We start from the raw sequence: 19435 nt of genomic DNA, 5'->3' as shown, positions 1-19435 counted from the left end.
CGGAGCGTGCGGCTTCGGTACGGAAGAGGGCGGGGCGTGCGGCTTCGGTACGGCGCGCGGGGTCCGGGCCCACGGGTGGGGACGACGGGCCGCCACACGGTGCGGACGGCGACGGACCGCGCGATGCCGGCATCCCCCGTGGGTCCACCGCGCTCCCCTCCGGCCGCGCCTCCAGCTCGGCCCGGATCTCCTCCCCCATCCGGTACGTCATGTGCCGCCGCCACTCCGGCAGCCCGTGGACGTCGTCGAACCAGCCGTCGTCCGGCACCGCCCGCCCGATCGCCGCCCGTAGGGCGCGGGCGTCCGGGAGTGCCGGGAAGCGCAGCCGGACCGGCCGTACGGTGGCGGCGGTGATCGTCAGGGTGAACGCGCCGTCCACCGGGTCCAGCGTCCCGATCAGCAGCGCGGCCGAGCGCCCCAGCCCGTACAGCGAGGTCTGCCGGAAGGCCGTACGGCGATCGAGCGCGCGGGCCGGCAGGGTGACCGAGCGCAGCAACTCGCCCTCGGCCAGGGCGTTGCGCCCGGCACCGGTGACGAGATCGGTGACCGGCAGCCGCCTTCCCGCTCCCTCCCCGGCCAGCAGCAGGCAGCTGCCGTCCAGCGCCGCCGTAAGGGCGACCATCGGAGCGGCGGGCAGCGCGAGGCACACGTTCCCCCCGACGGTGGCCGTGTTCCAGATCTTGAACGAGGCCAGGAAGGCGCGGCAGCACTGTTCGAAGAGCGGCCCCGCCGGTCGTCCGAGGCTGCGGCCGAAGCGGGACACCTCGGCGATGGTGCACGTGGCCGCGATCTCCAGCGCGCCGTCCGGCAGCCGTCGCAGCGGCTCCCAGCCCATCCGGCCCAGATCCAGCAGCCGCCGCAGCTCGGGCTGCGGCTCGGAGAAGAGATACGTACCGCCGCCGAGCCAGGCATCCCCCGGCCGCCAGTCCGGCCGCCCCCGGGCGTCCCGGACCTCCCGCACCGTGTTCAGGTCCATGCACCGAGTGAAACAAGTACAAGCCCCGCACAGCCCCCGCAACGCACAAAAACCACCCTCCGTACCCCTCCCCCACCCCCCTCGCCTGGCATCAGCGCGCCTACCGCCCGCACTCCCCTCGCATTTACGATGCGATTCCGCACTCTCACCTGGCGAGTGCGTACGGCCAAGCCCTGGGCCCGGCGCCCGGAACGGTACGAGGAGCACGTCCCATGCCGCACACCACCCCACCGCCCCTCGGAGAGGACTCCGCCCCCGCCACCCTCGAACGGCTGCTCGCCGCCGTACCCGCCGACGTACGCGCCGTCTTCAGCGCCCGCACCCTGCGCCCCCTCCTCCCCGAACACGACCGGACCGGCACCCTGCTGCACACCCTGGAGGCCTTCCTCCACCACGACGCCTCCTGGTCCCGCACCGCCGCCGCCCTCCACCTCCACGTCAACACCGTCCGCTACCGCGTCCAGCGCATAGAACGCCTCACCGGCCGCGACCTCACCCGCCTGAGCCACCGCCTCGACCTGCGGGCGGCGCTGCTGTGCCGGGCGGGAGCCGGGAGCGGCGCGGGCTGAGCGCGGCGGGCACACGAGACGGGCGCACGAGGCAGACACATGAAACGGGCACGCGAGACGGGCGGGGCGGCACCCACCGCCCCGCCCGCTTCCGGCGCGCTGTCGGATCAGAGGTGCAGCAGGTACACGTACTTGCCGCCCGCCCCCGCGTTCAGGTCCTTGTCGTAGCGCTCCCAAGGCTTCGGGGGCTGGTAGTCGCGGTTGTCGGTGAGGGCGACGTCCAGGGAGTTGACCGGCGAGCCCTGCTCGGGGCTGCGGGTGTAGGCGGCGTAGATGTACTCGCCGCCCGCGCCGGCGTTCAGGTCCTTGTTCAGCTTGCGGTAGCCGTGCGGCAGGCTGTCGCCCTTGGACAGGAAGATGATGTCAGTGAGCGGGCCGAACGCCGTGTTGGGCGCGGCGCGGTTGCTGTCGGTCTCGTAGGCGAAGTACAGGTACTCGCCGCCGGCACCGGCGTTCAGATCCTTGTTGATCTTGATCCAGCCCTCGGGCTCCTGCTCGTCGCCTTCGAGGACCATGAGGTTGATGACGGCCATGGGGTCCCGTTCCTTTCCCGGTCGGGTACTGAGAAGAGGCGGGCTCACGCTAGGGCCGCTCCCCGTGGGACCACATCGGGGCAACCGGCCAGCGGGGCGTTCGAATCGGCATCCGGTCACGGCCGCGCTGAGCTGCCGGGCGAGCGGTTCACCGGGAAAACGGCATCGAACACCCGAGGCCCGAGGCACGTGGCTCCCTGTCCGGTTCCGACGCCGCTCCTCCCTCGTACCGCCCTGGCCCCCCACGAACCCGCGGACGGCGCGAAAGCCACCGCGGTGCCACGGGCCGAGCGTCCAGGAAGCGGGGCCGCCGCCGGGGCTCCCGTCTGCGGGAACGTCCCCCGCGATGGCTGGATCCGCCGGAACGGATCCCGGTCGTTGTGTGCCGAAGGGAAATGGGTGCCCGGGAATCGCACGGGGACGGTGGGGCCCATGAGGCGGAGGGGACGGTGGTGCGGTGGCCGCGCGGTACGCGCGTGACGCGTGATGTCACTGAGGCGGGCTCCGGCCGGCCATGCCGGTGGCAAGGAACGGCATGCCCGCAGGGAGACCCCTTTCTCTCGCTCCGAACGCCGGGTCAGCCTTGTCCGCACGGCTCGCCACAGGTGCCCCCGGGCGCCCCCAGGTGCCCCAGGTGTCCCGCACCCACGCCGGCCACCACCCGCCAAGAAGGCAGCCGAAAAGGCACCCGAGTACGTACCAAAACTTTTAAAACGTACCGATCCTTCCGGAACCTACCGACCCTTCCCGGAACCCACCGCGCACGGACGCCACCACCGACCGTCAAGGAGCCGACCATGACCACTCCCGCGACAGCCGCCCAGGCCGACAGCACGGACCCGGAATGGACCGGCATCCGCACCCTCGGCCACGCGAACCGTTTCGCCGTCTGGGACAGCGAGTTCCGCTATGACGGGCGGATCCGCGTACCGATGGGCGTGAAGATCAGTACGGTGCGCTACTCCTACACCGGCAACGGCCAGGCGGGCATGAACGCCGTCGAGGTCAAGCGCGGCCGCAGCGGCATCGACCAGGAGTACGAGGTCATCGACCTGACCTTCCTCGCCGACGCGGACCTGATCACGTTCACGCTGCGCGGCGACCTCAACGTCGACGCCGACCCGCGGCCGGCCTACAGCCGCCGGTACCAGATCCGGGTCGACGTCACGCTCGACAACGGCGACGTGCGCACCGCGAACCCGGAGATCGAGGTGCTCGCCGGCGCCTGGGCGCGGACCGACCCGGAGAAGGTGGGACGGCCGTTCGTCCGGCTGCCGTACGACCACAACTGGGGCGGCACACCCAACAGTCAGGCCGGATTCGGCTACGTATCGGACAACGGCCGAATCCCCGGCGACAAGTTCATCATCGACCTGGTCAATCTGCGCCAGGGCGAACAGGACGTGCCGGGCAACAACAGCGACCACGTGTACTACCAGCTCGTCCACGAGGACGGCACACCGTCCCACTACACCCCGACCCCGCAGCTCCAGAAGGCGGAGGGCCACCGCGACGCCGGTACGGGCCGCAAGGTGACACTGCCCGCGATCGACCTGCGCCGGCTCGGCGACAAGCCGGGCTACTACCGGTTCCTGGTCTGGCCGCAGGCCGCCAACCCGGACGGCTCGCCCAGCTACCTGAGCTGGGACCCGGCCAAGACCGAGGACGCCTTCCAGCTCGGCAGCGTCTACTACCGCTACACGGCCGGCCACGCCCAGGGCCGGTTCTCGGTGTCGCCGGGCGGACCGGTGACACTGGTACGCGGCGGCGAGCCCCGCTACGCGGGCGTGGAATTCCAGGCCGTCGAGGACGGCGGCGTACCCGCGCAGCGCATCCGCGTCACCCTCCCGCAGGGCAAGGGCCTGCGGCTCGGCGACCGGCTGATCGTGGGGGTCATGCAGGGCTCCGAATGGAAGGAAGTCGGCTCCTACAAGGGGACCCTGTCGCCGGACGGCCAGACGCTCACCATCGACAGCGTCGACCTGGCCCTGGCCGGCAAGGGCTCGAAGTCCGGCGCGCTGGTCGAGGTGACCGCGTCCGCCGAGGCCCCGCTGGGCGACACGAGCCTGGGCTTCCAGGTGGGCGAGCACACGTCGGCCTCGTCGCTGATCCGGGTCACGGAGCTGTGACCGGCGACCGCCGGGCCCTTCCCGGCTGACCCGGGCACGCAGACCCGGCGCCTGTCACGCAGACCCGGCACCTGTGGTGGGCACATACCCGCCCACCACAGGCTTCCCCCGCCCCCGCCTTCTCAAGGGAGTCCTGACACGTGGATCCGGTGGCACCCCGCCCGCACGGGCCGGCCGCTCCCCGCACCGCACGCAGCCTGTCCATCGCGGCCCGGGTGTACGGATACCCACCGGCCCACAACGCCGGCTCCGAGTGGATGCTCCATTCGATGCTCCGCCCCCTGGCCGAACGCGGCCACCGCATCACCGTCTGGCTCTCCCACCCCGGCACCATCGAGACGACCTACGACATCGACGGCGTACGCGTCGTCCCCTTCCAGGAAGGCGCCGACTTCGCCGCCGAGGCCCAGCGGGCGGACGTCCTCCTCTCCCACTTCGAGAACGTCCCCCTCGTGTCCGGCCTCGCCAGGGCCCGCCGCATACCCGTGGTCGTCATCTGCCACGACAACTTCGCCACCAGCTTCCACAACGCGGCGGGCGCCGACCTCGTCGTCTACAACAGCGAGTGGATCCGCCGCGACGGCGAAATCCACTACGCCCGCTACCCGGCCGAGTTCCTGCCCCGGCAGTCCATCGTCGTCCGCCCGCCCGTGCTCGCCGAGGAGTACCGCACGGAACCCGGCGACTGCGCGACTCTGGTCAACCTCAACCCCGACAAGGGCGGCGAACTCTTCTGGCAGCTCGCCGCCTGGACCCCCGAGTGGCACTTCCTCGGCGTCCGCGGCGCCTACGGCCGGCAGGTGATGCCCCCGCCCCGCCTCCCCAACTGCGAGGTCCTCGACAGCGTCACCGGCAAGGAGATGCGCACCCACGTCTACGGCCGCTCCCGCGTCATGCTCATGCCCAGCCTCTACGAATCCTGGGGCCGGGTGGCGGTCGAAGCCCTGGCCTCCGGCATCCCGGTGATCGCCCACCCCACCCCCGGCCTGGTCGAATCCCTCGGCGAAGCCGGCATCTTCGCCTACCGCGACGACCTCAACGCCTGGACCCACGCCCTGATGACCCTGCGCGACCCGACCCACTGGGAACGCGCCTCCGCCCGAGCCAGGGCCCGCTCCGACGATCTGACCAAGAACTCGGATCTGGACGACTGGTGTGCGGCCGTGGAATCGCTCGCGGAGGATCGCCTTCGGACGTCCTTCCGCGTACGCGGCCTCGGCAGCCTTGTCGATGACGATGAGGTCGGTCACGGGTCCGGGAAGGGACTACGGGGTACGGGAAACCGAGTTCCGTGACGTCATGTCGAGCCGGAACCGAGCCGTGCGGGCTCGATCTGGCGCAGGGCTGCCTTGATGCGGGGTTTGAGCCAGCGGGAGACGGGGCGTTCGACGAGTCGGTGGACCAAGTGGGCGGCGATGAGCATCGCGGTGACGGTGGCGATGAGCAGAGCGTGGTGGGGAATGCGGGCGCTGAAGCTCCGGATGATCTCCCACCCGACGTACTCATGGAGCAGATAGAGCGGGTAGGTCAGGGCACCTGCCACCGGCAACCAGCGCCAGTTGCACCAGGACAGCCTTCCGGTGGCGATCAGAGCCATCACGCCGAAGCAGACGGCCAGGACCAGCAGAGTCGGCCAGTAGGGAACGGCACGGCCCATGGTGCTCAGCGAGGAACGCCAGACATGGTTGACGGAGGGCTGTGCGGCACAGAAGCACACCAGGACGATGCCGGTCAGCAAGATGTTGGGCCGGAAGCGATACATGAGGTAGAAGGCGATGCCGGCGATGAAGAACCAGCTGTAGTCCGGCATGATCAGCAGTCGCAGGATCACGCTTTCGGACCGGGCGCCCAGGGCGCTGGCCACGATCCATACGCAGCACAGGGTCAGCAGCCGACGGTAGGTCAGGCCCCACCAGGCCATGGCGGCGAGCAGCAGGTAGAAGCGCAGTTCGGCGAAGAGCGTCCAGTAGACACCGTCGACGTGCGGTGCGTGCAAGGGCTCCTGCAGCATGGTGAGGTTGACGAAGACGTCATGCCACTTGCGCGGCTCCAGCCCGCCGGGGACCAGCATGACCACGAGCGTGGTGACGATGATCGCGAGCCAGTAGGCAGGGAAGACGCGGATGATGCGGGAGACGATGAAGTCGCCCAGGGGCCGCCCCCAGCAGCTCATGCAGATCACGAAGCCGCTTATCAGGAAGAACAGCTGGACACCCAGCCATCCGTAGGCGGCAAAGGGAAAGATCCTCGGGAAGCTGTTGCTGCCGTCCGCGGACCACGGCCAGCTGATGGCTGTGTAGTGGTAGGCCACCACCATCAAGGCGGCCAGCAGGCGCAGACCGTCCAGGGCGGCGATCCGCTGCGGGCGCTGCCCGCTCTTGACCTCCACCGGTGACATGAGCCGGATCCGTCTTCCGGCCGGAGTCGCCGGCCACGGGCCGGCAGCGGACAAGGCGCCGTCTGTCGCTGGGCCAGGGGTGTTCATGGTGCGGTTGCTCCGAGAGGGCAAGGACCGGGCATGCGAGCGCGGTCGAGGTGCTGGTTGTAGTCATGGGCCGTGGGCCGCAGCGCCGTTCGCCGGAACCAGGCAGGTGCGGTGCCTGCTGAGGTGCCGCTTGGACGAGCGGTCGGCTGCAGATGACCGGGGGCCAGGGTCGCGGCGTACTGACACCGCGCCATCGGCTGACGAACTCGAACACTCGACACCGGCCGCTGTCGGTTCCCCCATGGCCGCGGCGGTCGATTCCTCCGGTGATTCACCGCGCCGATGTGGCGAGCGCCCGGCCGGGAAGGCAGCGCTCGCCACATCATGCGCGCACTCCGGTCAGGAGGCGCTGGGCCACATGGTGGGCCCGGCGGCGAGGGTGCCCTTGCCGTTGCCGGTGTAGAGGTGCAGGCTGCGGTCAGGCCAGCGGGCGGCGATGTCGGCCTTGCCGTCGCCGTTGAAGTCGCCGCTGAGCAGGGCGAGCGCGGGGCCCCAGGACTTGTCGTACCAGAGGTCGGGGGCGCGGGTGACGGTGCCCTGGGCATTGCCGGTGTAGAGGCGGAGGCCGCCGTCGGGGTCGGTGGCGACGATGTCGTCCTTCCCGTCGGCGTTGAAGTCACCGCTGGACAGGATGCGCGTGCCGCTCCACGACTTGTCGTACCACAGGTCGCGCGCGCTGCCGCTGAGGGTGCCGTCGGCCTTGGTGGTGTAGGCGTGCAGCGAGCCGTCGCCCCAGATCGCGGCCAGGCCGTCGCGCCCGGAGTTGTCGGCGCGGTAGCGCACGACCTGACGCATCGTCTTCCAGGAGGTGTCGTACCAGGTCGCGACACGCGGGTTCAGGTTGCCGTTGGCCGTGCCGGTGTAGAGGAACATCTGGCCGTCGCCGCGGCGCGCGACGATGTCGCCCTGGCCGTCGCCGTTGAAATCACCACCGATGAGCTGCGTATAGCCGCCCCAGGTACCGTCGTGGGTCCACAGTTCGCGGCCGTACTGGAGGGTGCCGTCCGGCTTGGCGTAAAAAGCGTGCAGGTTGCCGTCCGTCATCACGGCGGCGATGTCGGCGCGCCCGTCGCCGTTGAAGTCGGCGGACGTGAGCAGGTCGCTAACGTGCTGGAACTTCGTCGACAGTCGTACCGTCTGCAGCCAGCCGGCGATGTCGTCCGTACGGGATGCCACCGCGTCGGTGCGCTTCTCGTCCTCGTGGCCGAGGCAACCGCCCATCCACGAGCGGCTGCTGACGCCGGCCAGTTCGTAGCGGCCGCCGATCTCGCGCCACACAGGGGCCCCGGTGTCTCCCTCGCAGACGGCGGCGCCATCCTTGCCCTTGACGCCCAGCGTGGTCTCCTTCGCGGCGCCTATGGAGAAGCGCCCGTAGTGGAGGCGGTCGGGGACCCAATCGTCCTTGGTGCGGCCGTAGCCGCTGACGAAGACGTCCTCACCGGGCAGCGGCGCCTTAGCGGCGATGTCGGCGGGGGCGATACCGGTGACGGGCTTGGCGAGCTTGGCCATGACCAGGTCGCGGTCGCCGCGCGGCACCAGCCGCTCGATCTCCGTGACGAAGCCGTCCGTACGGGTCAGGTCCGTGCGGCCCACGGTGACGGTGGTCTTCGCCTTCGGAGCCCCGGCGGGGACCTCCAGGCTCTGAGCGGGATTCTCGGCAAAGCAGCTGGCGGCGGTGACCAGCCACTGCTCGTCGACCAGCGCTGCGGAGCAGCTGCGGGAGCCGCCGATGTCCAGTTTGGCCGTGAACGGGTAGGAGCCGTCCTTGGTGACGGTGCCGACCACGGCACCGGCCGGGGCGGCGGTCAGCAGGCCGCCGGCAGCGGTGAGGGTGAGGAGCCCCGCGACGAGAACTGCGCGCGGACGTCTGGCAGGCATGTTCGTGTTGTTCCTGTCTGCATGGCGAGTGCGAATACGGGTTACGGCAACATTCCGTATCCGGGAGTCGGACGTTGCGGGAGGCCGGTCAGCCGGTGACGCGGAGCTCGACCAGGACCGGATAACCGGCAGGCGTGCCGTCGGCCGAGTCGAATCCCTTGATGTCGTTCTTGCCCACGTTCACCGACTCGGTCTTCTTGTCCGCGGTGAGGCTGGCCCGGATCGCCACATCCCCCGTCATGACGTTGTAGACCTTGGGAACCTCCAGTGCGAGGTAACCGGACTTTCCGGTTCCGGTGACCTTGAAGCAGTACCGGCCCGGCACCGTCTGCCCCGGGTGCCTGACGCTGGTGGAGACCTGAATGTCCTTGAAGGCGGGGTCGAGGCAGTCACCGAGGACTATGCGCCCGTCGCCCTTGCGGAGGGTGATGCCCTGTTCCTTGAGAATCTTCGCGGCGTTCGGATACTCGAACGTCTCGATCGCGTACGGAGGAGCGTCGTCCTCGCCCGTCGTCGGCGCGGCCGTCGCGGACCCGGCCACCAAGGCCGTCAGGCCCGTGACGAGCACGGCGACTGCGGCGGCACCGGCGGCAAACATTTTCCCGCGCGCGCTGGCTATCACCAGAGGATTCCTTTCAGCATTCACACCCGGCAGACGGCCGGATGCAATGACAAAATGAGGGAGATTCCCGGAGAGTAGCACCCCATTTCTCGTGATCCAGCAGACTTGCCGAAGTATTCACGAGCGGACTCACATCACACCGGGATCGAACCCCGCACCCGATTGGACGTGTGACCATTTCGTGATCCCGCGCAGTACAACCTTCCTCAGCGCGTGATGCTTTCGTGATCCATCGGTCGCAACCCGACGCGACGGCTCGACCCTCTTACCTCTTTGCCTTGACTCCGGGCACGGCTATGATCGCCGCGCCAAGTGCGCTTGCCTAATTTCAAGGGTAAACAAATGAAGAAAAAGCTGCGTCGATCGGCGCGGTCAAAAAAGAGATATGGGCTCGGCATCCGATTGCTGAGCCTGCCCCTGCTACCCTCAGCTCTTCTCGCCGGCCTGCTCGGAACAACTCCTGCCGCAGCCGCCGAGGCGCCGAATGCCGCCCGGGCCCGCGTGGTGGAGTTATGGTCGACCGGCGACCTGAACGTCAAGGCCGCGGCCGAAGCGGCGTTGTTGGGCTCCGATGATGACGTCCGCGCATTCCTCAACAGCGGTTACGCCTTCGCCGAACTGACCGACCTTAACATCACCGCGACGCAGATGTTCCAGTCGGGCGGCACGATGGTCCGCGCGGCAGCCCTCACCGCTCTGCAGTCCGGCTCCAAGGATGAGGTCGTCAAGTTCCTCAAGGACGGCTGGAAGGCCCCGGCCGAGTCGGACCTCCGCATACGCGCAACGAAAATCACCACGACAGGCGGTCCGACGGTCAAGGAGGCCGGACTGGCGGCGCTGCGCGGCTCGATCGACGACGTCCGCAAGTTCCTGGAGCAGGGCCAGTACCCGGCCAGGGACACGGACGACCGGATGCGCGTGACGCAGATCATGAATAGCGGCGGGCCGGCCACCAAGGAAGCCGCCAAGAACGCCCTGCGCGGCTCGATGAACGATGTCCGCGAGTTCCTCGCGGTGGGCCAGAACACCGCGCGCAACCGCGACCACGAACGGGCGACCGTTTCGCAGTTGGCCGAGCAGGCCAAGGAAGCCGGCAAGATCGCCGAGCAGCAGACCGCCGCGGCCAAGGAGGCCAGCGACCGGGCGGAGGAAGCCTCCAAGCTGGCCAAACTGAAGGCTGACGAGGCGCGCAAGGAGACCGAGGCGGCCGGCCAGGACGCCAGCCTGGCCGCGGGCTGGGCAAGGCGAGCGGCGGATGCTGCGCAGCAGGCCGCGTCCGCCGCGCAGGAGGCCATCAGTGCGGCTCAGGCCGCCAATTACGCCGCTCGCATGGCGGCGGACGCCGCCGCGAAGGCCGCTTCAGCCGCCTCCGCCGCCGCGGCGGCAGCTGCGCGGGCCCGTGACGCCGCCGCCAACGCAGCGATCAACGCCGACACGGCTTCGGTCGCGCGCCGGGCCGCCGAGGACGCCGAAGCCGCCGCAGACGCGGCGGACGCGTCCCAAAAAGCGGCCCGGCAGGTGGAAATAGCCGCCAAGGCGGTTGGGGACGCCGCGAACGCGGCCTACCGGGCCAGTGAGAATGCCGATGCCGCCGCCAGTGCGGCGGACCAGGCCGGCAGTTACGCCGGTACGGCCAATGCCGAAGCGGCCAGGGCGAAGCAGTGGGCAGCGACCGCGCGCGGTCACGCCCAGGCGTCGCGCCGTGCCGCCATCGCGGCACGGGATCTCGCTTACGAAGCCGCCAACGCTGCCGGTCAGGCACGTCAGCTGGCCGGCTCTGCGGCCCAGCACGCAAGGAACGCCGCAGCCGCCGCCAGGAAGGCGGCAGAACACGCCGGCGAGGCCGCCACTGCCGCCAAGGAAGCCGACGCACACTCCGCGGCGGCCAAGGAAGCCGCGGACACCGCGACCGCGGCCGTCGCCAAGGCCAAGGATGTGCACGACATCGCGGCCAAGCTCGAAGCCGAGGAGCTGAAGGCCCGGACGGACACCTCGATCCAGAAGGCCAGGGCCGAGAAGCAGAACGAGGCACTGGCGCAGAAGGAAGAGGCCCAGCGGGCCGAGGCCGCGCACAATGTCCAGGAAGAGGCGAAGCGCCTGCTCGCCGAGGCCAAGGCCCCCCAGGCCAAGACCGCGGACCTCGCGGCCAAGGGCCGTAAGGTCGCCGTTCTCACGATGAAGACCCGCGGGCCGTGGAGCCAGGCCGCCGCCAAGACGGCGCTGACCGGCTCGGACGACGCCGTGGCCGAATACCTGCGCACCGGCTGGCAGCGCGCCGACGAGCAGGACGAACGCGCGCGCGTGCAGAATCTCGCGGTCAACAGCAACTACGAAGACGTCCGGAAGGCCGCGGACGAAGCGCTCAAGGGAGACGCGAAGCAGATCAGCGAATTCCTGCGGACCGGGGCGGACGAGGCAGCCCGGACCGGTTACAACATCCGCGCCACCCAACTCGCGGCCAGTGGCGGGCCGCAGCTCAAAGCTGCGGCTCAGGCAGCATTGAAGGACGGCTCGATCGCCAAGATCCGCGCATTCCTGAGCGAAGGCCAGTACGCCGCCCAGGAGGACGACGAACGCATCACCGCCACAAAGCTGGCGGGCAGCGGCGGCGCCGAGACGAAGGCTGCTGCCAGGGTCGCCTTGGAGGGCACCTCCGAAGCCCTGCACGCATTCGTCCAGAACGAGCAGTACTCCACGGCCCGCAGGGATCAACTCACCGCCGTCCACAACGCCGTGATCCACCAGTTCCTCGCCGAAGCCTCCGTCGCTGCCGCCAACGCACAGAAGAACGCGGCCGAAGCCGCCGTCATCGCGGCGAATGCCAATGCGCGGGCGGCTGAAGCCAGGGAGGCCGCGAACAACGCCGACGCCTCGCAGAAACTGGCTCAGAAGTACGCCGCGGATGCCGACAAATCCGCCACAGAGGCCGAAGAATCGGCAAAGGCCGCAGCCAAGTCGGCGAGCGTGGCCGACGCCGCGGCCACCCAGGCCGAACGTGACGCCACCAAGGCCGAGTACGAAGCGTCCCGGGCTTCCACGTTCGCGACGCGGGCCAACGCCGACGCCGACTCCGCCTACGCCTCGGCGCGCCAGGCTCGCGCCTCGGCCGAAGCCGCGGGTCAGGACGCCACCGCCGCCGAGGCCGCGTACACCAAGACCATCATGACCCTCGACAACAAGATCCGGCAGGAAGAAGCGCAGCACCGGCAGGAAGAAGCGCAGCGCCGGATAGCGGAGCAGCAGTTGTCGCAGAAGGAAGTATCGTCGCTACAGATCTTGCGAGAGCTTTTTTCCGTCAGCTCGCTTTACGACGGCAACGGCCGGCCGACCGCGCTGAACATGGGAATCCAGTGGCTTCTGGGCATAGGCCAGGAAACGGAATACTTCCACGCCGGGGACAAATATACCGAGCAGCTCCGCAATGACCATTCAATGGATTACGTCCGCGCCATGATCGCTCAACAGATAAAGAACGGAAAAAATGAAGGACGCAACGGGGAGTATGGCCTCATGCGCCTCGAGGGCTGGACACGCTTGCTCTCCGACCTCGGGGACGTGCAAACGCTCGGCTTCACCGGCAACTACAAAGTCTTGATGACCCACGGAAAGTACGGCACTTCGTCCGCAACCTTCATCGGCTCGTACAACTATGACTACAAGGTCGTCTCGCGAGACGCCAGGACCGGGAAAACCAGAGTGACGATCACCCTGAAAAACGACACCACCATCACCTCTTTCCTGCACCCGCCAGTAATGAGGAAACCGATCGAAGATTACATCCTCAACCCACTGACCAGGTTCGCGGACAAGTACGATCTGCCGGGCAAGACGCTGAGCCAGGAAGTGAATTGGGACGAGGAGCTGATCATCAAGTGAAGATGATGGCTCGGCTGGCGATTGCGGCTTCTGTGCTGACGCTGGCCGCCGGCGGGGTCCTGCTGGTCTCCCTCATCCGTGAGTCGGAGCCGTTCAAGGCGGAGCGCAGTGACTTCGTCGGGTTCTGGGCCGGCCCGGGCGGAGCTCAGCTGACCGTGCGTGAGGACGGGACTGCGGCCGGAGTGAAGATGCCTTCGGGTTTCGACGGGTCTGCCGACGCTGTGGTCGGCACGGTCAGTGGCAGCGGCACCTGGTCCATGAGCAAGAGACACACTTCTCTCGCGAACCAGGAAATTCGTGTCACGCTCCAAACGGGCCCCACGGAGAAGACCACCCTCGACGTGGGCGCCTACGGCCAGGGAGCCAAGCACGGCCTCTATCTCTCGGTGTCCGCGGACACCGAGGAGATGTTCGTCCTCAAGAAGGCCTCCTAGCCCTCGCGACTGAGGAGTAGCACCACCGGAGCCGACTGCGCCACGTCGCCACACGCGATGACGCATCAGGCCGGTCTTGGCCGTTTCAAACGGCCAAGACCGGCGTCGTGTCCGTGCCGTCCCGGAGCCAGGCCTGTCACAGGCCCGCACTGTCAATGCAGAGCTGGCACAGACTCCACCCAGCGAGCAGACACCGCCATCGCGCCCGCCGAGATCCGCTTTCCGCAGCTCACAAGTTACGGCGCAGGCCGGCGGCCTTCTCATCCAGGAGCGGCGGCTGGGGGCGCACGAACTGTGCCGTTCCGGACGCTCGGGAGGCCGAGCACGAGAGGGAAGGCGTGCACGACGATGTTCCGCTTCAGTCCCTCGCACAAGCCCAGGATCGGGAATGAGTACGGCATCAGCCATGCCCGGAGACACAAGTCCGTCCGTGCGATGGCCGGCCGGCTCGCGGACGGCGATGAGCGGGGCCCGCGAGAGTTCGTCGACCAGTTCGCCCGGGATCCGGCACGGCACGGCGACGCATCGCCGAGGGCATGACAGCGCTGATCCATCCCCGGACGTGGACAGTGACGCCGTGTCCTGGCGCAAGGACGGTTGGATGTTGGTCGGAGTGGCCCATCAGTACTGGGGTGCACTGGGCAAGCGGACCAACTGCCAGGTCCCGGTGAGTGTGCACCCCGTCACCGCCGCGGCACTGCCCTCTCTCGACGCCCGTTCCTACCGAGGACTTGGACCGAAGACGTCGCATGCCGCCGGGTGTTCAGGATGCCGACGGGCACAGGGCACCGCGAGAAGTGACAGCTCGCCTTGGACGCCCTCGACGGTCTCCCCCACCCGGGGCCTGCCGCCTTGTGTCGTGCTCGCCGACGCGGCCTACGGCACCGCGGCGAGTTCTCGGACCGCTCTTGCCGAGAGCGACCTGGAGCATGTGCCGACCGTCGGCGCCCACATGTCCGCTCACTCATTCGACACAACCCCCGGAGCAACCGGACGCAAGCACGCCAACGACTGCCGGCCTTAACCCCGCTACCGCTGGCCCCACCGCCCCTTGCCGCCCACGCTTCTTACTCCTTGCCCCTGAGCCACGAGAGCTTCTCCGAGATCCCCGGGACCAAGGCGCCCGAGGGGCGATGCGCTCGCGCTTCGCGGTCGTACGCGTACGCCCCGGACGGCAACACCGTCACACGGCCGCTGCAGGCCCGGGGCTCCGGTCGGGAAGGCGGGTGGAGCCATGACCTGCCCGACCGGTGGAACCCCCACTCCGAAGGATTCGCACCCCAGACGCTCTCTGCATCCACCGAGGTCTCCCGGAAGGGCATCTTGAGATGAGCCGCGCAGGTTCTGTCGTGAGCCGGTGGAGATCACGTCCAGTCTGCGTTCGCTTCGGGCGGAGTGCCTCGTGCAGGGACCGCGGAGCCATCAGCCACGGCTCCTACCCAGCCCCCGCTCCTGAACTCCAGGTCACGAGGGCCCCAGGGCTCTGCCAGGCCACACAGGCGCCCGCTTGCCTCGCAACCAGAGGCAAACGCCTGACGTAGAGCCACCCTCTGCTCGCGTTTGTGCAGGTCAGATCGATTCTGCACTGATGTGCACTGGTGGGGCGGGTGGGACTCGAACCCACGGCCGACGGATTATGAGTCCGCTGCTCTAACCGGCTGAGCTACCGCCCCGAAACGGCGCGCCGCGCACATTTGTGCGCGCCGTCTGCCGCAGCATAGCCGCTCATACGATCTGCTGCGCGGGTGGGTCCTCGATGGGCCGCCATGCTCGACCAAGAGGACTTGGATCACCGGGGGTTCGGTTCCCTCCGCACAGGAAAAAGGCCCCCGAGGGGGCCTTCTTCCGTCCTGCTCCCCCGACTGGACTCGAACCAGTAACCCTCCGGTTAACAGCCGAATGCTCTGCCAATTGAGCTACAGGGGACCGAGCTCCCCCGACTGGACTCGAACCAGTAACCTGCCGGTTAACAGCCGGCTGCTCTGCCAATTGAGCTACAGGGGAATGCTCCGTGTGCCTCGAATGCACTCCGATCCGGGGGCTCCGGACGGCGTGCGCTCGCTGCTGGACATACATTAGCGCAAGCAGGGGGGTGCTCCGCCAATCGGTATGGCCGCGGGTGGCCCCGGATGATCTTCTGGTGCGCGGGTAGGCGGGCAGCACAGACCGGCGGACCCGCGGGCAGAGCGCGCAGCACAGCCCGCCGGACCGGCGCACAGCGCGCGCGAGCGAGACCGACGAGAGGGAAGGTGGAGCGACGATGCGCTACCGGCTCACGTTCATGACGGGACTGGCCATCGGGTACGTGCTCGGCACCAAAGCGGGCCGGGAGCGCTACGAGCAGCTCCGTAAGAGCGCCCGGCGGATCACACAGAACCCGGCCGTCCGGAACACCGCCGAGTCCGCGGCGCTCGGCGGCCGCGAGGTGGCCACGAAGGCGTTCGACAAGGTGTCGGAGAAGGTCGGGGACCGGATGCCGGGGCCGGTGGCCGCGCGCATCCGTTCGCTGCGCGAGCAGCGCGGCGGTGACGCGGACGACTGGGGTACGAGCAATACGTGATCACCGGGCGCGGGCGGCCGGCCGGGTTCGCACACCGCACACCGGGCGCGGGCGGCCGCCGGATTCCCACCCCGCACACCGGGCGCGGGCGGCCGCCGGGTTCCCACCCCGCACACCGCGTGAACCGGCCGTCCGCGCCCGCCTCCCCCGTCCACGGGGGTGTGAACCTGACGGCCGCCGCGTCCCGCGCATGGGGCATCATCTGGGGGCATGGGGATAGTCGCCGGGCTGGACAGTTCGTCCGAAAGCACACGGATCGTGGTCTGCGACGCGGACACGGGTGCCGTCATCAGGCAGGGGTACGCGCCGCACCCCGCCGAAAAGGGACACGAGATCGACCCGCAGGCGTGGCTGATGTCACTCGGCGAGGCCGCGGGCAACGGGCTCCTGGAGGGCGTACAGGCGATCGGGGTCTCCGCGCAGCAGCACGGGATGCTGCCGCTGGACGCCGACGGCGCCCTCGTACGGCCCGCGCTGGTCGGCAACGACAAGCGGGCGCAGAGCGCGGCGGCCGACCTGACCGACGCGCTCGGCGGGCGGGCCGCCTGGACGCAGGCCATCGGCGCCGTTCCGCACGCCGCCCAGCCGCTGACCAAGCTGCGCTGGCTGGCCCGTAACGAACCGGCGAACGCGGCGCGCGTCGCGGAGGTCCTGCAGCCGCACGACTGGCTGGTGTGGCAGTTGCTGGGGCGCCCGGCACGGCGTACGACCGACCGGGGCGGCGCCTCCGGGACCGGCTACTGGTCGGCGGCCACCGGCGCGTACCGGCCCGACCTGGTGGAGCTGGCGCTCGGGCACCAGGTGCGGCTGCCGGAGGTGCTGGGTCCGTCCGGCACCGCCGGGTTCACGCCGGAGGGGCTGCTGATCTCCGCCGGTACGGGCGAGACGATGGCCGCCGCGTTCGGGCTGGGGGTCGGCGCGGGCGACGCGGTGGTGTCGCTGGGCGCCTCCGGTTCCGTCTTCGGCATCCACCACGAGGCGCTGGCGGACTCCAACGGCACGATCACCTCGTTCGCGGACGCGACGGGGATGCACCTGCCGGTGGTGCACACGAGCAACGCCGTACGGGTGCTGCGCGGCACGGCCGAGATGCTGGGCACCGATCTGCCGGGGCTGTCCGAGCTGGCCCTGAAGTCGACGCCGGGCTCGTACGGACTGGTGCTGCTGCCGTACCTGGAGGGCGAGCGGACGCCGCACCTGCCGCACACGGCCGGCTCGCTGCACGGGCTGCGCCGCGAGAGCATGAAGCCGGAGCACCTGGCGCGGGCGGCCTTCGAGGGCATGCTGTGCGGGCTCGCGGACGCGCTGGACGTGCTGCGCGGGCGCGGTGTCGAGGTGCGCCGGGTGTTCCTGCTGGGCGCGGCGGCCGAGCTGGGCGCCGTGCAGGCGGCGGCGCCGGGGCTCTTCGGGGCGCAGGTCGTGGTGCCGCAGCCGGCGGACTACGCGGCGCTGGGCGCGGCACGGCAGGCGGCGTGGGCACTGGGCGCGGCGCACGGCACCCTGGCGCCGCACGAGCCGCCGCGCTGGCCCGCGGCGGCCAGCCAGGTCTTCGAGCCCGGCGAGGACCTGCCGGTCGGGCAGGCGGTGCGCCAGCAGTACATCGCGGTGCGGGAGGAGAGCTACGCGGGGGCGTTCCTGTCGAGTCAGTGAGCGATGCCGCGCTTTTCGGTGGTGGCCTGCAAGCCGCGTTCCCAGGTGGTGACCTGTCGGCCCGGCGGCCGCGGGTCGGGGCCGGACGTCACCGCTGCCCCTTTCCCCGGCTGACCCGGCGGTGGGCGGTCGGCGGTCGGCAGTCGGCGGTCGGGGCCTGGCGTCGTCGCCGTCCCGTCCCCGGCCGGCCCCGCGGCCACTGGTCGGGACCGCACGTCACCGCTGCCCCTTTCCCCGGCTGACCCGACGGCCCCCGCTGGTCGGGGCCGGGAGTCGTCGCCCCGTCCCCGGCCGCCCCGACAGTCGCTGATCGGAGCCGGACGTCATCGCCACCCCGTCCCGGCCGGCCCGCCCCGTCCCGGCCGGCCCGCCCCGTCCCGGCCAGCCCGCCCCGGCCCGGCCAGCCCGCCCCGGCCGGTCCGCCCCGCCCCGCCTAGTCCAGATATCCCCTGAGCTGGTCCGCGAACGCGTGGTCCCGCAGCTTGTTCAGCGTCTTGGACTCGATCTGGCGGATGCGTTCGCGGGTGACGCCGAAGATCCGGCCGATCTCCTCCAGCGTGCGCGGGCGGCCGTCGACGAGGCCGTACCGCAGCTGAACGACCTTGCGCTCGCGCTCGCCGAGGGTGGAGAGCACCGCTTCGAGGTGTTCGCGCAGCAGGAGGAAGGCGGCCGATTCGACGGGGGACGCGGCGTCGCCGTCCTCGATGAGGTCGCCGAGCGCGACATCGTCCTCCTCGCCGACGGGGGCGTGCAGGGAGACCGGCTCCTGGGCGAGCCGCAGCACCTCGCTGACGCGTTCCGGGGGCAGGTCGAGCTGGGCGGCGACCTCCTCGGGGGCGGGCTCGTAGCCGCGCTCCTGGAGCATCCGGCGCTGGACCCGGACGACCCGGTTGATCAGTTCGACCACGTGCACCGGGACGCGGATGGTGCGGGCCTGGTCGGCCAGGGCGCGGGACATGGCCTGGCGGATCCACCAGGTGGCGTACGTGGAGAACTTGTAGCCGCGGGCGTAGTCGAACTTCTCCACGGCGCGGATCAGCCCGAGGTTGCCCTCCTGGACGAGGTCGAGCATGGTCAGGCCACGGCCGACGTAGCGCTTGGCGACGGAGACGACCAGACGCAGGTTGGCCTCGATGAGGCGGCGCTTGGCCATCCGGCCGAGGACGACCAGCTTGTCCAGGTCCAGGGCCAGTTGGGAGTCCAGGTCGGGGGCGAGCCGCAGCTTCTCCTCGGCGAACAGGCCGGCCTCGACGCGGCGGGCCAGCTCGACCTCCTCCACGGCGGTCAGCAGCGGTATCCGGCCGATCTCCCGGAGGTACTGGCGGAACAGGTCGGAGGAGGGGCCGCCCGCCTCGGGACGCGGCGGCGGCTCCGGGGCGATCTCCTCCACGAGGATTTCGGGCGCGGGCGGCTCGGCCTGCTGCGGCACGGTGGCCGTCTGCGCGGCCGGCGCGTCGGCGAGGGTCCGGGTCTGCACGGGGGCGACCTCCAGTGTGAACGCTGCTGAGGCGGCGGAAAGGCCGGGAGCGTCTGCGGCCGAGCCGCTGTCCGTCCCGTACATCAAGAGCGGTTCCGCGGGGGATTCCGGTTCGGTACACCCGGACCCGCCGCGCTCCGAGGACTCAGGCACCGCTCCTCAGTGTGGAGTACGACACAGTCCCGCCACGAGGGGCGTGCGGGCACTTTTTGGGTCCGCACGGTGACCGAGCGGCTACGGCGGGGT

Annotated in this window: 13 protein-coding genes, 3 tRNA genes and 1 pseudogene; 8 read left to right on the top strand and 9 right to left on the bottom strand. The window is 69.9% G+C overall.

Translation table 11 applies throughout. The annotated features are described in order from the left end of the window. Positions 1 to 172: 172 nt before the first annotated feature. Positions 173 to 976, bottom strand: a pseudogene (locus CP973_RS39920) (FAD binding domain-containing protein); the annotation flags it as partial. Between the two features lie 212 nt (positions 977 to 1188). Between CP973_RS39920 and CP973_RS08910 the strand changes: the two are divergent. After that, the gene (locus tag CP973_RS08910; protein ID WP_150239083.1) at positions 1189 to 1545 is read left to right on the top strand and encodes a PucR family transcriptional regulator; all 357 of its coding nucleotides are present in this window, start codon (positions 1189 to 1191) and stop codon (positions 1543 to 1545) included. 107 nt (positions 1546 to 1652) lie between these two features. Here the strand turns inward: CP973_RS08910 and CP973_RS08905 are convergent, their stop codons facing one another. After that, entirely contained in the window at positions 1653 to 2078 is a 426-nt protein-coding gene (locus CP973_RS08905; RefSeq protein ID WP_150239081.1) for a hypothetical protein, read from the bottom strand. Between the two features lie 797 nt (positions 2079 to 2875). Between CP973_RS08905 and CP973_RS08900 the strand changes: the two genes are divergently transcribed. Both CP973_RS08900 and CP973_RS08895 read left to right on the top strand, forming a co-directional pair. Beyond that, positions 2876 to 4207 carry a hypothetical protein gene (locus CP973_RS08900; RefSeq protein WP_150239079.1) on the top strand — a complete coding sequence of 444 codons (1332 nt, stop codon included), beginning with the start codon at positions 2876 to 2878 and terminating at the stop codon, positions 4205 to 4207. A gap of 140 nt (positions 4208 to 4347) precedes the next feature. Then, the gene (locus CP973_RS08895; RefSeq protein ID WP_425281945.1) at positions 4348 to 5502 is read left to right on the top strand and encodes a glycosyltransferase family 4 protein; all 1155 of its coding nucleotides are present in this window, start codon (positions 4348 to 4350) and stop codon (positions 5500 to 5502) included. A gap of 2 nt (positions 5503 to 5504) precedes the next feature. Here CP973_RS08895 and CP973_RS08890 read toward each other — a convergent pair whose 3' ends face one another. The 3 genes from CP973_RS08890 to CP973_RS08880 all read right to left on the bottom strand — a co-directional run bounded on the left by CP973_RS08890 (position 5505) and on the right by CP973_RS08880 (position 9168). Beyond that, a complete protein-coding gene (locus CP973_RS08890; protein WP_244409340.1) occupies positions 5505 to 6605 on the bottom strand; it encodes an acyltransferase family protein in 1101 nt (366 codons plus the stop codon). Between the two features lie 426 nt (positions 6606 to 7031). Continuing rightward, positions 7032 to 8570, bottom strand: a complete 1539-nt coding sequence (locus CP973_RS08885) for an FG-GAP-like repeat-containing protein (RefSeq protein WP_150239075.1) — start codon at positions 8568 to 8570, stop codon at positions 7032 to 7034. Between the two features lie 88 nt (positions 8571 to 8658). Then, positions 8659 to 9168, bottom strand: a complete 510-nt coding sequence (locus CP973_RS08880) for a hypothetical protein (protein WP_150243332.1) — start codon at positions 9166 to 9168, stop codon at positions 8659 to 8661. Positions 9169 to 9534: 366 nt separating this feature from the next. Here CP973_RS08880 and CP973_RS08875 point away from each other — a divergent pair, with 366 nt between their 5' ends. From CP973_RS08875 to CP973_RS41735, 3 genes are all read left to right on the top strand, one after another. After that, the gene (locus tag CP973_RS08875; protein WP_150239073.1) at positions 9535 to 13068 is read left to right on the top strand and encodes an ALF repeat-containing protein; all 3534 of its coding nucleotides are present in this window, start codon (positions 9535 to 9537) and stop codon (positions 13066 to 13068) included. After that, positions 13065 to 13502 (top strand): hypothetical protein, encoded by a 438-nt coding sequence (locus CP973_RS08870; RefSeq protein WP_150239071.1) that lies wholly within the window; start codon positions 13065 to 13067, stop codon positions 13500 to 13502. Before CP973_RS08875 ends, CP973_RS08870 begins: the two co-directional genes overlap by 4 nt. 388 nt (positions 13503 to 13890) lie before the next feature. Beyond that, a complete protein-coding gene (locus CP973_RS41735) occupies positions 13891 to 14526 on the top strand; it encodes a transposase (protein ID WP_150239069.1) in 636 nt (211 codons plus the stop codon). Positions 14527 to 15098: 572 nt separating this feature from the next. On the opposite strand, the gene CP973_RS08860 is transcribed toward CP973_RS41735, so the two are convergent. The 3 genes from CP973_RS08860 to CP973_RS08850 form a co-directional block, all read right to left on the bottom strand. Next, positions 15099 to 15175, bottom strand: a tRNA-Ile gene (locus CP973_RS08860). 180 nt (positions 15176 to 15355) lie between these two features. After that, positions 15356 to 15428 (bottom strand) — tRNA-Asn (locus tag CP973_RS08855). A 5-nt stretch (positions 15429 to 15433) separates the two neighbouring features. Beyond that, positions 15434 to 15506 (bottom strand) — tRNA-Asn (locus tag CP973_RS08850). A 256-nt stretch (positions 15507 to 15762) separates the two neighbouring features. Between CP973_RS08850 and CP973_RS08845 the strand changes: the two genes are divergently transcribed. Together CP973_RS08845 and CP973_RS08840 are read left to right on the top strand one after the other, a co-directional pair. Continuing rightward, positions 15763 to 16062 carry a hypothetical protein gene (locus tag CP973_RS08845; RefSeq protein WP_003985195.1) on the top strand — a complete coding sequence of 100 codons (300 nt, stop codon included), beginning with the start codon at positions 15763 to 15765 and terminating at the stop codon, positions 16060 to 16062. A gap of 210 nt (positions 16063 to 16272) precedes the next feature. Then, positions 16273 to 17712, top strand: a complete 1440-nt coding sequence (locus CP973_RS08840) for an FGGY family carbohydrate kinase (RefSeq protein ID WP_150239067.1) — start codon at positions 16273 to 16275, stop codon at positions 17710 to 17712. Between the two features lie 433 nt (positions 17713 to 18145). Here CP973_RS08840 and CP973_RS08835 read toward each other — a convergent pair whose 3' ends face one another. Then, positions 18146 to 19342 (bottom strand): RNA polymerase sigma factor, encoded by a 1197-nt coding sequence (locus CP973_RS08835; protein WP_003986866.1) that lies wholly within the window; start codon positions 19340 to 19342, stop codon positions 18146 to 18148. Positions 19343 to 19435: the final 93 nt, after the last annotated feature.

Source organism: Streptomyces albofaciens JCM 4342 (assembly GCF_008634025.1).
Classification (GTDB): domain Bacteria; phylum Actinomycetota; class Actinomycetes; order Streptomycetales; family Streptomycetaceae; genus Streptomyces; species Streptomyces albofaciens.
Note: the sequence above shows the minus strand (reverse complement) of the source record. Positions and strands in the feature narration are given on the sequence as shown.

Bases quoted from the DNA above. Each gene is read 5' to 3' on its own strand.
- CP973_RS08905 (WP_150239081.1), bottom strand. From the start codon at position 2,078: ATGGCCGTCATCAACCTCATGGTCCTCGAAGGCGACGAGCAGGAGCCC.
- CP973_RS08910 (WP_150239083.1), top strand. From the start codon at position 1,189: ATGCCGCACACCACCCCACCGCCCCTCGGAGAGGACTCCGCCCCCGCC.
- CP973_RS08900 (WP_150239079.1), top strand. From the start codon at position 2,876: ATGACCACTCCCGCGACAGCCGCCCAGGCCGACAGCACGGACCCGGAA.
- CP973_RS08885 (WP_150239075.1), bottom strand. From the start codon at position 8,570: ATGCCTGCCAGACGTCCGCGCGCAGTTCTCGTCGCGGGGCTCCTCACC.
- CP973_RS08890 (WP_244409340.1), bottom strand. From the start codon at position 6,605: ATGTCACCGGTGGAGGTCAAGAGCGGGCAGCGCCCGCAGCGGATCGCC.
- CP973_RS08845 (WP_003985195.1), top strand. From the start codon at position 15,763: ATGCGCTACCGGCTCACGTTCATGACGGGACTGGCCATCGGGTACGTG.
- CP973_RS08875 (WP_150239073.1), top strand. From the start codon at position 9,535: ATGAAGAAAAAGCTGCGTCGATCGGCGCGGTCAAAAAAGAGATATGGG.
- CP973_RS08880 (WP_150243332.1), bottom strand. From the start codon at position 9,168: ATGTTTGCCGCCGGTGCCGCCGCAGTCGCCGTGCTCGTCACGGGCCTG.
- CP973_RS08840 (WP_150239067.1), top strand. From the start codon at position 16,273: ATGGGGATAGTCGCCGGGCTGGACAGTTCGTCCGAAAGCACACGGATC.
- CP973_RS41735 (WP_150239069.1), top strand. From the start codon at position 13,891: ATGAGTACGGCATCAGCCATGCCCGGAGACACAAGTCCGTCCGTGCGA.